Annotated in this window: 9 protein-coding genes; 3 read left to right on the forward strand and 6 right to left on the reverse strand. The window is 43.5% G+C overall.

The window, feature by feature from the left end; genetic code table 11:
• On the forward strand, positions 1 to 2,032 hold a 2,032-nt coding region (locus VF500_RS07450; RefSeq protein ID WP_330859070.1), incomplete at its 5' end, for a PAS domain-containing protein.
• Positions 2,033 to 2,104: 72 nt separating this feature from the next.
• On the opposite strand, the gene VF500_RS07455 is transcribed toward VF500_RS07450, so the two are convergent.
• Both VF500_RS07455 and VF500_RS07460 read right to left on the reverse strand, forming a co-directional pair.
• Entirely contained in the window at positions 2,105 to 2,857 is a 753-nt protein-coding gene (locus tag VF500_RS07455) for a glycosyltransferase family 2 protein (RefSeq protein ID WP_330859071.1), read from the reverse strand.
• Positions 2,850 to 4,133 carry a glycosyltransferase family 4 protein gene (locus VF500_RS07460; protein WP_330859072.1) on the reverse strand — a complete coding sequence of 428 codons (1,284 nt, stop codon included), beginning with the start codon at positions 4,131 to 4,133 and terminating at the stop codon, positions 2,850 to 2,852. Before VF500_RS07460 ends, VF500_RS07455 begins: the two co-directional genes overlap by 8 nt.
• A gap of 37 nt (positions 4,134 to 4,170) precedes the next feature.
• Here VF500_RS07460 and VF500_RS07465 point away from each other — a divergent pair, with 37 nt between their 5' ends.
• Both VF500_RS07465 and VF500_RS07470 read left to right on the forward strand, forming a co-directional pair.
• Positions 4,171 to 7,359: a S41 family peptidase gene (locus tag VF500_RS07465; protein ID WP_330859073.1), complete on the forward strand. Its 3,189-nt coding sequence runs from the start codon at positions 4,171 to 4,173 to the stop codon at positions 7,357 to 7,359.
• 317 nt (positions 7,360 to 7,676) lie between these two features.
• Entirely contained in the window at positions 7,677 to 9,944 is a 2,268-nt protein-coding gene (locus VF500_RS07470) for an aconitate hydratase (RefSeq protein ID WP_330859074.1), read from the forward strand.
• A gap of 168 nt (positions 9,945 to 10,112) precedes the next feature.
• Here VF500_RS07470 and VF500_RS07475 read toward each other — a convergent pair whose 3' ends face one another.
• From VF500_RS07475 to VF500_RS07490, 4 genes are all read right to left on the reverse strand, one after another.
• Positions 10,113 to 11,057, reverse strand: a complete 945-nt coding sequence (locus VF500_RS07475; RefSeq protein ID WP_330859075.1) for a hypothetical protein — start codon at positions 11,055 to 11,057, stop codon at positions 10,113 to 10,115.
• A 1-nt stretch (position 11,058) separates the two neighbouring features.
• A complete protein-coding gene (locus tag VF500_RS07480; RefSeq protein WP_330859076.1) occupies positions 11,059 to 12,513 on the reverse strand; it encodes an MBOAT family O-acyltransferase in 1,455 nt (484 codons plus the stop codon).
• A gap of 203 nt (positions 12,514 to 12,716) precedes the next feature.
• A complete protein-coding gene (nagB, locus tag VF500_RS07485) occupies positions 12,717 to 14,636 on the reverse strand; it encodes a glucosamine-6-phosphate deaminase (RefSeq protein WP_330859077.1) in 1,920 nt (639 codons plus the stop codon).
• A 1,223-nt stretch (positions 14,637 to 15,859) separates the two neighbouring features.
• Positions 15,860 to 18,424 carry a Kelch repeat-containing protein gene (locus VF500_RS07490; RefSeq protein WP_330859078.1) on the reverse strand — a complete coding sequence of 855 codons (2,565 nt, stop codon included), beginning with the start codon at positions 18,422 to 18,424 and terminating at the stop codon, positions 15,860 to 15,862.
• Positions 18,425 to 18,594: the final 170 nt, after the last annotated feature.

Raw genomic sequence — 18,594 nt, forward strand, 5'->3', positions numbered from 1 at the left:
GGTCGACCTGCTCATCGATAAAAAAGGTGGTGAACCGGTATGGATCTCCGTATTTAACTCGGTGATTCGCGACAGTGCAGGGCAAACCGATAAATTTATCAGGGTTATTATTGATATAACCCAACGCAAAAAGATTGAGCAGGATCTGGAGATCCTTTCCTTTGCGGCACGTAAATCGCCGAGCGGCATCCTGATCCGCAGTAATGCCGGCGAGGTGGTCTGGATGAACGAGGCCCTGGAAAATATCACAGGTTATACGCTTGATGAAATGCGTGGCAAGATGTTTGGCACCATGCTGCTTGGAGAAGATACTGACCTTAATGTGTTTAAAGCCGCAGTAAAGGCTGTAGAGGAAAAGCGGGGCTACGAGGTTGAAATAAAAATTTATAAAAAGGATAAAACACCGATCTGGGTGTTTTTATCAAACAGTCCGCTGTTTAACGAAATTGGCAGCGTTGAACGGCAGATAGCTGTAATGGTTGACATTACCGAACGCAAGAAAACGGAAGAGCAGGTAACCTTGCTTTCGTTAGTGGCCAGCAGTACGGCCAGTGGTGTTGTGATTAATAATAGCGACGGAAAGGTGGAGTGGGTTAACAAAGCCTTTGAACAGATAACCGGCTATACTTTACTCGATGTAGAAAATAATCATCTCGGAGATGTGCTTAAAGGCGAGCTTACAGATGTATCTATTATTCAAAAGGCCCGTGAACTGTCACGCAACAAACAATCATTTGAGGTTGACCTGCTGGTTTACCGTAAGGACAGGCAGCCTTTATGGATCTCGGTGATTAACTCGGTAATCATTAACAGCAAGGGCCAGGTTGATAAATACATAGAGGTTATCATTGATATAACAGCTAAAAAGAAGGCCGAAATTGAACTGATCACCGCCCGCGAAGAAGCCATACAGCTAAGCCGTGCTAAAGATATGTTCATATCGGTAATGAGCCATGAAATCCGTACGCCGCTGAATGCCGTAATTGGTATGTCGCATTTGTTAATGGAGGATGATCCGCTTGAAGGGCAAAAGGAAAACCTTAATATTCTGAGGTTCTCGGCCGAAAACCTGATGACGCTCATTAACGATGTGCTTGATTTTGCCAAGATCGAAACCGGAAATGTGGAGCTTGAAAAGGAGCGGGTTGATTTAACGGAGCTTGTTCAAGGCATAACAAGTTCGATGCAATATAAAGCCGGCGAAAAAAATATTTATATTAGCAAAAGCATTGATGAGGCCATACCCAAAGTTGTTTTGGGCGACCGCACCCGGCTGATCCAGATATTGTTAAACCTGGTTGGTAATGCCATTAAATTTACCAGCAAAGGAGGTGTTACTATCGACCTGAGAGTGATACAGGAAAGTGAGCACGATGTACGTGTAAGGTTTGCTGTAATTGATACGGGCATAGGTATTGCAGCCAATAAACTGGGCACCATATTTGAACAGTTTAAGCAGGCCGAGATGGATACTACCCGCAAATATGGCGGTACAGGATTGGGCCTGGCTATCAGCAAGCGCTTAATTGAACTGCATGACTCGCGGATAAATGTTGACAGCGTGCCGGGCCAGGGTTCAACTTTTTGGTTCACTATAGGTTTTAAAAAAGGCGATTACCAGTTAAACAGAAATAGCAATAACGTGGAAGAAGGACTTAAAATAAATGTTTTAGTAGTTGACGATAACCAGATAAACCGCCTCCTCATTAATAAAATATTGAAGAAGTGGGGTGCCAGCGCCGATTTTGCCGAAAACGGTATCGAGGCTATTGAAAAGGTTGAAACTAACCGCAACTACAACGTGGTGCTGATGGATATCCATATGCCCGAGATGGGCGGTTTGGAAGCCACCGGTATTATCCGCGCTAAAACAGACGCTTATTTCCAGCAACTGCCAATTATTGCCCTCACCGCCTCTATGCTCAGCAACCAGATGGGCGAGATCAACAACGCCGGCATGAATGATTATATCCTTAAACCCTTTGATCCAAGGGTGCTTTACGATAAACTAAGCAGGTATCAGCAGCAGTAGATTTTAGTGATCAGAGATTGGAGATAAGAGGTTAGTTGGCAGAAGAAAAGACTAAATTAACAGAAAACTACCTCAATCATTCGTCCTTCTGTTTTTCAACCAGTACCACCCCAAATTAAAGGCGATAACGAAGTGGTTAAAAACAGTGGGGATCAATCCGTAGTTCCGCTTCATGATATCAAAACGCTCCAGTAAACTTTGGCGGTGCTTTTTCTTCGACATCCCACCTACCAGGTATTTGGCCACGTAACGATTAACGTTAACAATCTTTTTAGCTTTTTTTGCCGCGCGGATGATCCAGTCGATATCTGAACTGAGCTGATAGCGGCGGTCATATGGTTCGGCCAATGAACGCCTGATATAGATAGCCTGGTGGCTGATGCTCATACCATATTTAAAACCGCGCCAGGTAAATTTTGCAGGTGCTTTATGCCGGCGCTGTCCTAAGCTGGTGCCATCATCGGCAATCATTTCGGTTTCGCCATAATAGATATCAGCATCCTCTGCCGAAGCAAAAACTGCCGCGACGGTTTCACTGTCGTAAAACTCATCGCCCGAGTTCATGAAAATCACGTAATCACTGGTGGCTAAAGCAAGGCCTTTATTCATAGCATCGTAAATACCCTCATCCTTTTCACTGACGAATTTGGCTACATGGTCTTTATATTTTTCGATGACCTGCAACGTACCATCGTTCGATAGGCCATCAACAATCACATATTCAATATTAGCATAAGTTTGGTTAACTACCGAGCGGATAGTACGTTCAATATCTCTGACGTTATTGTAAACAATAGTGATAACGCTTAGCCTTGGGTTAAACATTATTACCTCCCTTATTCAATAGCCCTTGATATACTTCAATATACTTTTTGGCGATCACTTCTTCCGAAAAGGTATCCATAATGGTTTGCCGCGCTTGCTGGTTTAGCTTTTCCCTTTCAGGATGCTTGATGATCCACTCCATCCCATCGGCAAAACTTTCAGATGATTTGTAGGTAGCTAAATATCCATTATGCTCATGTTGCACCATATCGGGGATACCGCCGGTGGTAAAGGCTATCACGGGTGTCCCGCAACTCAGGCTTTCCATTACGGTGTAAGGTAAATTATCTTCGAGCGAGGGGATCAAAAAAGCATCAGCCGCAGCATAATGAAGTGCCAGCTTTTTATCGTTATTGATGGTTCCTAAAAAGCTGGTTTTAAACGGAAAGTCTGGTACATTTTCTGTCCCCCGGTTGCCAAATACTACCACTTCAATTTTATCTGCATTTACTCCTAAACGTTGTTTAAGCAGTTCCATGCTTTCCAGCAGGTACTGGGTGCCTTTGTGCAGGTCCTTGCGCGATGGCATAAATCCGCTTAAAAAAATGAATTTATCAACCGGCAGTCCTGCTTGCTGTTTTGCCTGCTTTTTATCCGCAGGTTTAAACACATCCGTTTCCAGTGTATTGGGGATGTGGTTAACGGCTTTGCCCTGCATCAGGCTACTTTTCTTTACAGAAGCCTGCATCCATGAGCTGGGGGCAGCTATGCTAAAATCAAGCTGCTGGTAGGCTTTATTTTTTTGCTTCCAGATGCTGTGCGAAATATCGTCATTGCCTGCATTGATCAGCAGCGGACAATTGCCACATTGCTGTTGATAATGATCGCAGGTGTAGCGCACATGGCAGCCACCGGTAAAGGCGTTGCTGTCATGAAAGGTCCATACTATAGGTTTACCTAATTTTTTAATTTCGGCTATATGTTTGGGATCCAGGAAGCCATGATTAACCCAGTGCAAGTGAATGATATCAGCATTCTTAACATCAGGGTGTTTGATCACCGAGCGGCCAAACCAGGTAAAGGAAAAAGGGGTACGGCTATCGGGTTTTAAAAAGCGTTTAGCCAGTATGCGCTCCAATATAATGGTTGCCGCCGTGTATGATTTCTGGATAACATTACGGTTAAAAGTCTTGATATCAGCATTATTTCCAAATTTATAATGTACTATAATTTTAGAATCGATATTTTGGCTAAGTAATGCCCGGTTAAGGCGCATGCAGGCCCTGCCCGCGCCGCCATTACCGTCATACGTATTGAGGTGCACCACTTTTAACATGGCTCAAAAATACATTTATTCATAAAACTTAAACCATATGAAGAAACTATACATCGTATTGTTTTCGGCAGTAATGTGTCAAACAAACCTTAAAGCCCAAACAAACTCAAGCTATTTCACATCCAACCCAACCCTAAGCCCCGATGGCAAAACCGTAATTTTCAGTTACGAAGGCGACCTGTGGAAAACCGACATCAACAGTCCGGCGGCTACCCGTTTAACTGCTATGCAGGGCGAAGAAACCAATCCGCGGGTATCGCCCGACGGGCAATGGCTGGCCTTTTCATCGAACCAGTTTGGCAACAATGATGTATATGTAATGCCCCTTGCCGGCGGCGATATCAAACAGATCACTTTTAACGATGCTTCAGACAATGTTGACTCCTGGACATGGGATTCAAAATCTATCTATTTTACTTCCGGCCGCTATAACAGCTTCAGCGAATATAAGGTAGTAGCTACCGGCGGTACGCCTGTGCGGTTGTTCGGTCATTATTTTAATACCATACATGGCGTTGTCGAGCACCCGCAAACGGGCGAACTGTTTTTTAGCAATACCTGGGAAAGTATCTATTTCCCAACCCGTAAACATTATAAAGGTGCTTATAACCCCGATATCCAATCGTACAACCCTAAAACCAAAGTATATAAAAAATATACCGACTGGCAGGGTAAGGATTTCTGGACTACCATCGACAAAAAAGGGAACATCTATTTCGTATCTGATGAGGGTAACGAGGAATATAACCTGTACACTTTTATCGATGGTAAAAAAACTGCTTTAACCCAGTTCCCTACTTCCATTAAACGCCCGCAGGTTAGTGCCGATGGCAGCAAGGTTGTTTTTGAAAAAGATTACCAGATTTTCGTATACGATGTGGCATCCAAACAAACGCAAAAACTAAACCTAAACCTGTTCCGCAATAATGTATTGCCTAAAGACCAATCGTTTGATGTTGGAGGCAAAATTGAAGCGGCAGCTTTATCGTCCGATGGCAAAAAACTGGCTTTTGTTTCACGCGGCGAATTGTTTGTAAGCGATGCAGAAGGTAAGTTCATTCAGAAACTTGAACGCAACACCAGCGAACGCGCTACCGAAGTAAGCTGGATGGCCGATAACAAAACTTTGATTTTTGGCCAAACCTTAGGCGGCTTTCCTAATTGGTACACCATAGCTGCTGATGGTACAGGAACTGAAAAACAGCTGACTACTGATAAACGCAGCAACCGCCTGCTAAGCATGAATAAAGATCGTACACAAGCCATTTACCTGAGCGGCCGAAACGAACTTAAGCTACTGGATTTAAAAACGTTTACTTCAAAAACTATTGTTACCGATGAGTTTTGGGGTTTCTATAACCCGCAGCCGCGCTTTTCACCCAATGGTGAGTACATAGTATACAATGCCTACCGCAATTTTGAAATGGACGTTTTTGTTTATGAGATAAAAACCGGAAAGATCATTAACCTTACCAACAGCGGTGTTACCGAAGCCGCGCCGTTCTGGTCGCCAGATGGCAAGTATATTTATTTCACATCGTCGCGCACACAACCCGAGTATCCATATGGTTCAAAGGACGCCCACGTTTATCGCATGCCTTTGCAAAAGTATGACGATCCTTTTAAGATGGATAAGTTCACCGCTTTGTTTAAAGAGGAAAAGAAGGACGACGATAAAAGCAAATCGAAGGATAAGGACAAGAAATCGTCCAGCAAAAAGAAACCTTTATCTGAGCAGCCTACCCCAAAAGCACCTTCCGATATTGTAATTGATACCGAAGAACCGATGAAGCGCCTCGAGCGCATTAGTCCGGAGTTTGGGCAGGCACAGAGCTCATATGTAATTCAAAAAGGGGATAAAACACTGGTATACTACGCCTCAAATCATAGCGAAGGTAAAGCAGCACTTTACCGCACCACGCTTGAGGCTTTTGAGCAACCTAAGACCGAAAAAGTTGGCGGTGGCGATTTTGGTAATTTCGACATTTTTGGCAATGGTGATAAATATTTCTTATCGGCCGGAGGTAACATTTATACCTTAAACATTGACGCCAATAAAATTGATAAAGTAGACATCAACTACAGCTTTACCCGTAACATGGCCGGTGAATTTGCGCAGATGTTTGACGAAACCTGGGCCGGCCTGGATGAAAACTACTACGATGGCAATTTTCATGGGGCCGACTGGAAAAAGGTTCATGACAGCTACCAAACCTTTGTACCCTACATTAACAACCGTGCCGACCTGCGCCTGTTGCTGAATGACATGTTGGGCGAGCTAAACTCATCGCACCAGGGTTTTTACTCGAACGGCAGCGAGGAGAAGAAAACCCTCTCCTACCGTACTATGGAAACGGGGATCATTTTTGATAACGATTCGCCATACAAAGTTAGCGGCATAGCCATCCGCAGTAATGCTGATAAAGCCGGCATCGATGTAAAACCGGGCGATATCCTGAAAGCGGTGAATGGCGTTACTGTCGATGAAAAGCAGGACCGCAATTACTACTTCAGCAAACCATCGCTTGATAAAGAAATTGAACTAACCTTTAGCCGTGCAGGCAAAGATGTTAAAGTAAAGCTGCACCCCGAGTCAACCGGTGACCTGTCAGGTAATCTTTACGACGACTGGATCGAAAACAACGCCAAAGCCGTTGCCGAAAAAAGCAAAGGCCGCATAGCTTACTCCTACATGAAAAACATGGGGCAAGGTGCTTTGGAAGATTTCCTGGAAGATATGGTTGACGATGCCTATAAAAAAGACGCACTCATCCTCGACCTGCGGTATAATACCGGTGGCAACGTGCATGATGATGTTTTAAAATTCTTGTCGCAAAAACCATACCTGCAATGGGCTTACCGCGATGGTAAAAAAGCACAGCAATCAAACTTTGCACCGGCGGCAAAACCCATTATCCTGCTCATGAACGAGCAAACCCTGAGCGACGGAGAAATGACCTCGCAGGGCTTCAAACAATTAGGATTAGGCAAGATCATCGGCACCGAAACCTACCGATGGATCATTTTCACCAGCGGCAAAGGCCTGGTTGATGGCTCATTTTATCGCATCCCGGCCTGGGGATGCTATACCCTTGACGGCAAAGACATCGAAAAAAATGGCGTATCGCCCGATATCTATGTAAAAACAGATTTCGCCGACAGGTTAGAAAATAAAGATCCGCAGTTGGACAGGGCTATTGAGGAAATTTTGAAACAGTTGAAGTAGCAGGGCTTATAAAAACCGTCATTGCGAGGTACGAAGCAATCCCCGACCTACAGAGCCGCTCTGCATAGTTCGCGATTGCTTCGTACCTCGCAATGACGGTTTCATGTTATGCTTCTTTTTGGAGTCATCAACCGTAACCACCACTAACCAATCTCTAACCACTAACCTCCAATCACTTATTTAGAACATATCCAAATAACATTTGTATATAGCACTAACAGCTTTCAAATGTTATTTTTTGTAAATTCGCCGTCCTAAGGCCGGATAACGGGCTTAACGTCAATTTCTTTTACTTTTCACCTAAAAATCAAATACAAATGGCTTTTGATTTAGATATGATCAAAAAGGTTTACGACCGCTACAGCACACGTGTAGAGGCTGCCCGCAAAGCGACCGGTAAACCCCTAACTTTAACCGAAAAGATTTTATACGCCCACCTTAGCGAAGGCGATGCTCAAAAAGCGTTTGGCCGCGGGGTAGATTATGTTGATTTTGCACCAGACCGCGTAGCCATGCAGGATGCTACTGCGCAGATGGCCCTTTTGCAGTTTATGCAAGCTGGTCGCCCACAGGTTGCTGTTCCGTCTACCGTACATTGCGATCACCTGATCCAGGCTAAAATTGGCGCTGTTGAAGATTTAAGTACTGCTGTTGACGTTAACCGTGAAGTTTACGATTTCCTGGCTTCAGTTTCTGATAAATATGGTATTGGTTTCTGGAAAGCCGGTGCAGGTATCATTCACCAGGTAGTGTTGGAAAACTACGCTTTCCCTGGCGGTATGATGATCGGTACCGACTCACATACTCCTAATGCAGGTGGTTTAGGTATGATCGCTATTGGCGTTGGTGGTGCTGACGCTTGTGATGTAATGGCCGGCTTACCGTGGGAGCTTAAATTCCCTAAACTGATCGGTGTTAAATTAACCGGTAAACTTTCTGGCTGGACTTCAGCAAAAGATGTTATCCTTCGTGTGGCTGGTATTCTTACTGTAAAAGGTGGTACCGGTGCTATCGTTGAATATTTTGGCGAAGGTGCACGGTCACTTTCAGCAACAGGTAAAGGTACTATCTGTAACATGGGTGCCGAGATCGGTGCTACTACTTCTATCTTCGGTTACGACGAAAAAGCTGCTGCTTACCTTAAAGGCACTAAACGTGCTGATATTGCTGAGCTTGCTGATGCTATTGCTGAACACTTAACCGGCGATGATGAAGTTTACGCTAACCCTGAACAATATTTTGACCAGGTTATTGAGATCAACCTGAGCGAGCTTGAACCACACGTAAACGGTCCATTCACTCCGGATCTGGCTTGGCCCATCTCTAAATTCGCTACTGCGGTTAAAGAAAACGGCTGGCCTACCAAACTGGAAGTTGGTTTGATCGGTTCATGTACCAACTCATCTTACGAAGACATTACCCGTTCAGCTTCTATCGCTAAACAGGCTATCGATAAAAAATTAAAAACTCAGGCCGAGTTCACCATCACTCCGGGTTCGGAACTGGTACGCTATACTGTTGACCGTGACGGTTACCTTGATACCTTTGCTCAAATGGGCGGTGTGGTATTAGCTAATGCCTGCGGACCATGTATCGGCCAATGGGCCCGTCATACTGACGATCCTACACGCAAAAACTCTATCATCACTTCGTTTAACCGTAACTTCGCTAAACGCCAGGATGGTAACCCTAATACCCACGCTTTCGTAGCTTCTCCGGAAATTGTTACTGCTTTCGCTATCGCAGGTGATTTAACTTTTAACCCACTTACCGACACTTTAACTAACGAAGCAGGCGAGCAGGTTAAATTTGACGAGCCTCAAGGTATTGAAATGCCGGTTAAAGGTTACGCTGTTGAAGATGCAGGCTACCAGGCACCGGCCGAAGATGGCAGCAAAGTTGAAGTTATCGTTTCTCCAACTTCATCACGTTTACAATTGCTTGAGCCGTTTAAAGCATGGGAAGGTACTGATATTACCGGCTTGAAACTGTTGATCAAAGCTAAAGGTAAATGTACTACCGACCACATTTCGATGGCCGGCCCATGGTTGAAATTCCGTGGTCACCTGGATAACATCTCCAACAACATGCTGATCGGTGCTATCAACTACTTTAACCTTACTGCTGATAACGTTAAAAACGAATTAACCGGCGAATACGGTCCTGTACCAGCTACCCAGCGTGCTTACAAAGCAGCAGGTATTGGTTCGATTGTAGTAGGCGACGAAAACTACGGCGAAGGTTCATCACGTGAACACGCAGCTATGGAGCCTCGTCACCTTGGTGTACGTGCCATATTGGTAAAATCATTTGCCCGTATTCACGAAACCAACCTTAAAAAACAAGGTATGCTGGGCATCACTTTCGCTGACAACAACGATTATGATAAGATCCAGGAAGATGATACTATCGATATCACCGGCTTAACCACTTTTGCCCCAGGCAAACAGTTAACCGTTGTATTACACCATAAAGATGGTTCAACCGAATCATTCCCTGTAAACCATACTTACAATGCTCAGCAAATTGAGTGGTTTAAAGCAGGCGGTGCATTGAACATCATCCGCAAGCAAATGGCATCTTAATTTCGGATATCGGAATTTTGATTTCGGATTTAATATTTGAAAGCCTTCCCAAATGGGGAGGCTTTTTTTGTTGATCGGCTTGAGCCATCCGTGAGGGCACTGATGCAGGGGGGACATTTTCTTTTCCCCGTTGACCGTGTCCCCACGGTCAACTTCAAAGCGATATGCCTAATGGATCACCGGTTTCAAATCCCGGACGAGGTCTTTATCAAAAGCGGTTACACCTTTTTTATTCATGTGGTAGTAATCAAAAAACATGGTTGTATCCCGGCAGATAGCGCTGTTTGAATAGTTGAGATACTTAAAGCCATACTTTTGGGCAAGCGAGCTGTAAATTCCTGGAATGTTATAGCCATCTTTAATTTGCGCCTGGTATTGTTTAAGAGATGGCGCCCAGACCAATATTAGTGTAATGTTTTCCTTTTTGCAGTAAACAACAAAATCAACAAACTCCCTGTAAACGGAATCAACCACCTCGGTCTTAATACCCGAAGGATAGTTTTTGATAAGTTGGCGCATAGATTTGTCGCTGTAGGGGAGATCATAAGTGCAAAAGCCTTTGTAATTGCCGTCATCACCTACGTCGCTTCTAAATATGTTTCTCAATCCGGCTATCGTTGCCCCGTAAGCAGTCCTATATTTATATAATGGTATATACAGATCGGCCAGCGTATAGTCAAAATGGCCTTTGAATTTTTCGATAAGCGGTTTATTCAGATACGGGATAAACTGAACAAATTCAACCTGACTGGCATTGGTAAAGGTGGAAAAATCCACCACCTGGATAATGTACTTCGGCTTTTTATTGTGGGCAAGATATTGCCTGAACCTATAATTCTGCAAGCCGAAAGCAGTACCACTCATGCCTAAATTATAGGCCGAAAGCTTAAACTCCTCTTCCAACAACGAGGGAGATATATGGATCCTGGCCCTCGATGAACCCTGGATCAAAATATCTGCATTTATTTTGGAGTTCATTAAATCGTACCAAACTTTATAATCGGCCGAGTAATTTGATTTGCGCAAGCCGGTATCTATAATCCATTGCAACAGGTAGGCCATAGCTATACCGATAAGTAAAAAGCAAAATATCCTTTTTAAAAACCTGCCCATATTAAAACTGAAAATAGATAAACCTTGAACTCTGGAACACCCCGAACAATAATATCGAAAAAATCAGAAGCAGGTATACACTCCATCGTACAACCACAACCTGCCTTGAGATCAATGTACCTATTCCGCCAATAAATTCCTGGTATAAATGCACAATTGCAAGTAAGCCTGCAAACCCAAACATCAACACTTTTGATAATGATTCCTTTCCCCATGGCGAGAGGGCATTTCGGGCATCGTTAATATCAAATTTTGCAAACAGGTGTTTAATCATTAAAAAAGCCTGCTGCAGGTCAGTCGCCCTGAAAAATACCCATGCTATGCTAACAATGGTAAAAGTTAAGATCCCCTTTAGTAAATTATGCAAAGCGGGGATCCTTGTCAAACCTGTTCTACGGGCAAGCTTAACAGCCATCGGTTTCAACAGGCGTTCAACAACCAGGATACTTCCATGGATCATTCCCCAGATAACAAATGTCCAGCTGGCCCCGTGCCAGAGACCGCTTATCGTGAATACGATAAGAATGTTCAGGCACCAGCGCGGCAGCTTTACCCGGTTGCCGCCTAATGGGATATATAAATAGTCCCTGAACCATGTTGAAAGGGAGATATGCCAGCGTGTCCAAAAATCGGACAAAGACGTAGCAAGATATGGCCTCCTGAAATTGGTCATGAGTTCAATGCCCATTACCCTTGCTGCACCAATGGCTATGCTTGAGTAACCTGCAAAGTCGCAAAAGATCTGGATAGTAAAAGACAATACACCAATAATGGTTCCCAGGCCCTTAAAATGTTGATAACCATCGAACACGTTATTAGCCACCAGCGCAAAATTATCGGCAATAACCATTTTCAAAAAAAAGCCCCAAAGCATCAGTTTTAATCCGTTTGTAACGCGGCCATAATCAAAGTGATGTTCGGTATAAAACTGATGGATTATATTTTGAGGCCGTTCAATGGGGCCCGCTACCAATTGCGGGTAAAACATTACATACAGCGCATAAATACCGAAATGCCTTTCGGCCTTTTGATTGCCCCGATAAACCTCAATGGTATAACTCATGGCCTGGAAGGTGTGAAACGACAAGCCAATAGGCAGCAGGATAGTTAAATATGGAAACGGGTTAACACCACCATAATGATGAAAAAGCCAGGAAATATTGTTATTGATAAAATTATAATACTTAAAAACACAAAGGATACCTATGTTGGCAATAAGGCTACAGATTAAATAAACGCGACGCGCTTGCCCCTTCGAGCTTTCTATTTTTAAGCCGGCAAAATAGTCGATAACAATGGTGAAACCCAGTATCAAAATATACACAGGCACAAAGGCCATGTAAAAGTAACAGCTGCTCAATAACAACAATCCCCATCTAAACCTGTGTGGCAGGATAAAATATAACGATGTAACTATTACAAAAAAAGCAATAAAGCTTAGGGAGTTAAAGAGCATGATTGCAATGCCGTTGTTAATTGCTCAAATATGCTAAACAATTTAAATATTACGGAACGCGGATCGTCTTATCTGGAATAATACCAGGAAACCGGACCTTCAGCGCTATCCCACAAAAAAAGCGCCCGTGAGGACACGGGCGCGAGGGGAAAATGTATCTTAAAATTCTATGAACCATCAACTATGACCCATGAACTAAAATATTAGAATTTATACCTTACAAAAGCTTCCATAGCTTCATATTCGGCGAGGCCGAGGCGGTCATAGCGTTGGGCGGTGTCGCGGGTGCGGTCTTCTGCACGTACCCAGAACTCCCTTGCATCATCACCCGGGAATACCGGTGTATCTTTCTGCGATTGGTGTTTAAAGATAGCGTTACGTTTCCTGATCACTTCCTGTGGCGACAATGGTACCGCCATCTCTATCTCATAAGTTTCAAATTCGTGCCATGCGCCACGGTACATCCACAGCCAGCAATCTTCTACCCAGGCTTCTTTACCTTTCAGTCTGTCCAGCGCTGCCAGGATAATCTTGAAGCATACCAGGTGGGTACCGTTAGGGTCGGCAAAGTCACCCGCTGCGAAGATCTGTTGTGGTTTTACTTTTTGCAGGAGTTCGATGGTTAACAGCACATCTTCTTCTCCTACCGAGTTCTTCTTGATCTTACCGGTTTCATAAAACGGCAATGCCATGAAGTGGATATGGTCATCCTGTACGCCTGCATATCTTGCGCCCGAGATCGCTTCTGTTTTCCTGATGAAGCCTTTTACGTTCCTGATTTCCTGTGTATCGATCTCATTTGGTTGTTTAGTCGGGAAGAAAGCCCTCATATCTTCATATGATTTTTGAAGATGAGCTGTATCTTCACCAATACTTTTCGTGAAATCGATAGCGAATTCCATGTACCGCAGTACATCATCATCCCATACCGCGGTATTGCCTGAAGTTTGATAGGCTACATGTACATCATGCCCCTGATCTACTAAGCGGATAAAGGTACCGCCCATCGAGATCACGTCATCATCAGGGTGTGGTGAAAAGATGATGCTTCTCTTTTTCGCTGGCTGTGCCCTTTCCGGTCTTTGCGAATCATCCGCGTCCGGTTTACCGCCCGGCCAGCCCGTAATGGTATGCTGGATCTGGTTAAAGATATCGATGTTGATATTGTATACCGGACCCTGCTCCACCGCAAGCTGTGCCATGCCGTGGTTATTATAATCTTCTTCTGTTAGTTTCAGTACCGGTTTGTTAACCTCGTTGGCTAACCAAATCACAGCCTTTTTCTTTAACTGATTGTCCCATATACAATCCTTAACCAACCATGGGGTGTCAAACCTTGTCAGTTCTGAGGCTGCATCTGCATCCAACACAAACTCCACATGTTGTGACAGTTGCAGGTAGGTTGCAGGTACATCACCAGAGATCTCCCCTTCTACTGCTTTCTTGATGATCTGGGCTTTCTTCTTGTTCCAGGCCATCAGGATGATCTCTCTTGCTTTGAAGATCGTACCGATGCCCATCGTGATCGCCTTTGTTGGCACATCAGCTTTACCACCGAAATCCCTTGCAGCATCACGCCTGGTCAAATCATCAAGTGTTACCATCCTGGTGCCTGAGTTTGGTGCTGATCCCGGTTCGTTGAAACCGATGTGACCTGTACGACCGATACCTAAGATCTGAAGGTCCAATCCGCCGAGTTCTTCTATCTGTTTTTCGTAGGCCAGGCAGAAGGCTACAACTTCATCTTTATCCAGCGTGCCATCGGGAATATGCACATTGGCTTTTTCTATATCAATATGGCTGAACAAATTATCGTACATAAAAGTCACATAGCTTTGGGCTGCTGTGGGTTTCATCGGGTAGTACTCGTCCAGGTTGAAAGTGATCACATTTTTGAAGCTTAAGCCTGCTTCTTTGTGTTGCCTTACCAGTTCGGCATACACCCCAATGGGGGTCACACCTGTTGCAAGGCCCAATACCGCCTTTTCGCCTTTGGCTTGCTTTGAGCGGATCAGATCTGCTATCCGGTTCGCTACCGCCACCGAGGCTTCATGCTGGTTGCCGTACACGCTTACAGGTAACTTCTCGTAACGCGTCTCTTCCAATAAATTTAATCGTGCCATAATTTGTTCAGAACCTATGTGTTATATGTTAAAGTTTTAAAAAGTCGTTATACAAAAAACCCCCGCCTGGGCGAGGATTTTTATCAAACCAATTAACAAAAAAGTTTATCCTCACCGACATGAGGGTAAAGTAAAGTGCGTATAATAATAAGCTGTGCATTATCAATACAAACTTAATAAAACATAATCTGAATTAAAAGAACTTTTTAAATTTTTTTAATAAGTATTTTATCCTGTAAAGGATGATTTACTGATTGTTTAGGTTAAAATTTGCACTTATGTCTATGGTTGCAGGTTGAAACGCCGTGGAATTGTGAAAGTTGAAGGAAATTGATTCAATAAAGTTTTGTCCCTCTGAGTAAGATTATTTGCGCATAAATTATTGAATGATTGGCAATTGATTGTAAATACGTTCAATCAATTTAAGCTTATAATGACGTGATCTTAAGATATTGATTATTAAATATATTGGGGATTGATATTGTAAACACGGGCGTTGCCTGCGGCCCGTGTTGTCCGCTCATACTGCACAAGGCATTAGCCCAATGTGATTAAGTTAAGGGATTGGCTGGTTGCACCAGAGGTGCAAAAGGTTTGTAGAAATTAAAGATTTGTTTTGTCTTAGTGTGCCAGAGGTACACAACTCCGAGTGTTCCGTACCTCTGGCACGGTTATTTTCGGTATATGATATTACTACAAACCTGTTCCCCCTCTGGGGGATTTCCCGTAACTTAATGACATTGGCCGGTATCTGCTACTATCACCAACGTCCCCCCGCGCACCAACGCTAAAATATATTTATATGTCATCACTGCTTTTTCAGCATTTCCCCAGTGGTTACTCATAAAGAAAAACCTTTGCGTCTTCGCGCCTCTGCGAGAAAATATAACAGGCTCAGTATGACCCTGTTTTTAAGTTGTTATGGGAATCGTATTAAAAATTCTCTAAAAAGGCAAAAGAGCTCCTGATGGGCAGGAATACTCTTTTTGCTAACCAATTATAAAACATAAATCATGAGAGGAGAAGAGATGCAGGGGTGGAATCGAACCATCCGTTTGCTGCCGGCCAGCACCTGCCATTTAGTTTAAAATGAACCCCATTTACAAACTAATCTGTTGCAAATATATAAATATTCTATTAAATCTATATATTTAGTAGAATTTATTCATAAAACTTTCACATCAATCAAAAACATGTTAATTAACAGGTATTTTAATTTATGATCAGCGCTGGTCAGCCTTGTTGGAACAGATCTTTTCGAAAGGAACGGGATACACTTCGCCTAATGATTTCTCATATTCGGCACTAAACTCTTCGTAAATTTTCCTGGCATGTTCAATGCCTTTGGTACGGCGCAAAGCCTTGAGTTTAAATTTGATCCCGATATCGTTAAAGGGGTCGATTCTAAGCACAATGCGGGAAATCTCCAGTGCTTTTTTATAATCAAAGGCATCGTAAACCTTTTTTATCACCGGCAAAATAACAGGCATCAGCGCTTCCTCGTATTCCTGCTTAAAATCATCAAGCCAAATTTCAGGGATATGCTGCAACAGTCCGCCACGGGCCACCAGGTCAAAATGATTGAACACAGCCGGTTCATTACCGTTAGATTGCTTTAGGGAATCTCTCACTACAAAGTAATCGCAATAAAAACCTTCGGCAATGATGAAACTGTAAGTGTCATTTAAAAAGGCAAGCTCCAGTCCTTCAATATCCGAAAGAATATTGCGCAGGTGATTGATGGTTACCCCCCGGATATTCTTGGTTTTAACCACATCCTTATCAGGCCACAACGTAGTGGAGATCTTTTTAGATACTACCCCATTTTTTTCACGGCTGTTTAATAGTATAAGAATGAACAGCTGCTTGATCTTGGGGCTGAACAGGTAAGTAATGTCCCGCTTATTTTTATCATAAACAGTAAACTCGCCTAACAGGTAAACAGCGTTAGCCTTGTTGCCAGCCTCCGTTTTCTCAATTTCTTCGGTAACCGTTTCGTCGCTTTCAACTGGTATCGGCTGCTCCTCGTCTTTCTTTCGCCTGAGGAAAAATACGACTATACCACATAATAACACTAATGCTGATGCTCCCCCTAATACCCTGTATAAGGTAAACGATCTTTTTGGGGGTTCATGCGCGGCCATATAAGCCTCCTGGCTCACAGGCGGTGCGGTAAGCGCAAAGATCTTTATGGTAGATCGCGAGGGGGTTTCAAACTCCTGGGTAGTACAGTAAAACACGTCCTGTTTAGCATTGTAAAACAGGTTATGGTCGGTTTCTATCCGTTCGGACACTACCGGGATCGTGCCGCTTACTACCTGGTATGAACCATCTTTTATTGAAAACTTGTACAGGCGCAAACTCGTTTTAGGGCGTTCATGCGGATAGCATAACACGTAGAGGAATTGCTTATCTTTTGAAACGATAAGGTTATTGGCCGGCACAAACGCTTCTTCGTCAGGCTTGATCTCCCAAAGTTTTTTAATAGTGTGATTGCCGAGGTTAACCCGGTAAAGGTTATAATAGTGCATGCCTCCTACTACCTGGTTGCCCGACTGGTTGCCGTAACCGCCAAAAATGTAGACATCGTTGTTTTGATCAGCCGTACTTGCTGCCGAGAAAAAGCGGGGGTTGATCCTATCGCCGGTAAAACTTTGCTGCTCCCAGCTATCGGCGGTTTTATCGTATTTAAAAAAGTTATTATAGTATTTGAAGGAGCCGTACCCGCCAAACAGGTAAAAGTTGTTAAAATCCTTATCGTAAAAAATATTGTGGTGATGCCTTTGCTCCATTATGGTCGACTTGCCATAAAAATCCCAGGTAAGGCTGTCAAGGTTAAAAGAAGCGATGCTCGGTGCGGGCTGTGGGGCCCTGAGCACTTCATATATATAGCATTTATTTTCCTTAAGGTTTACAATGCTTTTACCCAGGTGCAAAGGCACTGCCAGTTTATTTTTGAATGGCTTAGCCCCTACCGCATCCCTCCCGGCATCATAAAATATCAGGGAATCACTTTTGAAGATAAAGAACTGTTCATTTTTTTCGTTAAAGTTGATTCCCGCAACCTCATTAAAAGTGCGCATGAACTTTTGCTTCCAAAAATAGGATTCGTTGATAAGCCATGCAGGGTTGTCAACATGTCCTAAGTTATCACCGCCATTGGTAAAAACATCGTTCCCAGTCCACTCGCTAAGCGGGAACGTATAGTTTTTATCATCGTTACTAACAACCAGGTTTTTGATGGCCATATTGGGCACATCCGAGTAATGTTCGTTTTTACCAAAGGTGATCTTTGCGGTTATTTTGCCGTTAAAGCCTAAACCCGTTGCCCGGTACCATTTTCCATTTACCGAGATGCCTGCTTTATCGCCTTTAAGATCAAGGTCCACAATCACCTTAAACCATTTACGTCTTTTCAGCAGGGCACCAGGAAGAGGAATGCTGAGTTTATTGCTCCGGCTGTCAATATTAAAATTGAGGAACGAGCCCTGGTTGTAAATAGCACTCAAACTATATGAATTGCCCTGATCGTCGGTTAAGTTCAGGATATAGCCCAGATGCTGATTATCCCACAACGAAAGGTCAAAACCGATAACCAGGCGATCATGAAAGGTTGGCAGATCTTCCTTAAAAACCTGGTACGAGGTACGCTTGCTCATCAGGCTGTCATTTGAACCGAACTGCAACCCCTGCCCCCTGCTTCTGCTTGCAGACAGCATCATCATAAAAAGCAATACAATCTTACATGCTCTTTTTGAAAGCATCAAAACATTACTTTTTCTCGCCATTTAAAATACATGTTTAAACTCGCTGATCGGACAGCGCTACAGGTTAGAATAATGTGCTAAAATATGCATTTTTTCGGGTATCGAACGAGGGAGATTTTCATCATTCCAGCATCCGTTTGTTGCAGATGCATCTATTTTATCAAATATTGTGGTGCTAATTCATGTCGCGT

Origin of the sequence: Mucilaginibacter sp. (assembly GCF_036383575.1) — a bacterium.
In the GTDB taxonomy this organism is placed as follows: domain Bacteria; phylum Bacteroidota; class Bacteroidia; order Sphingobacteriales; family Sphingobacteriaceae; genus Mucilaginibacter.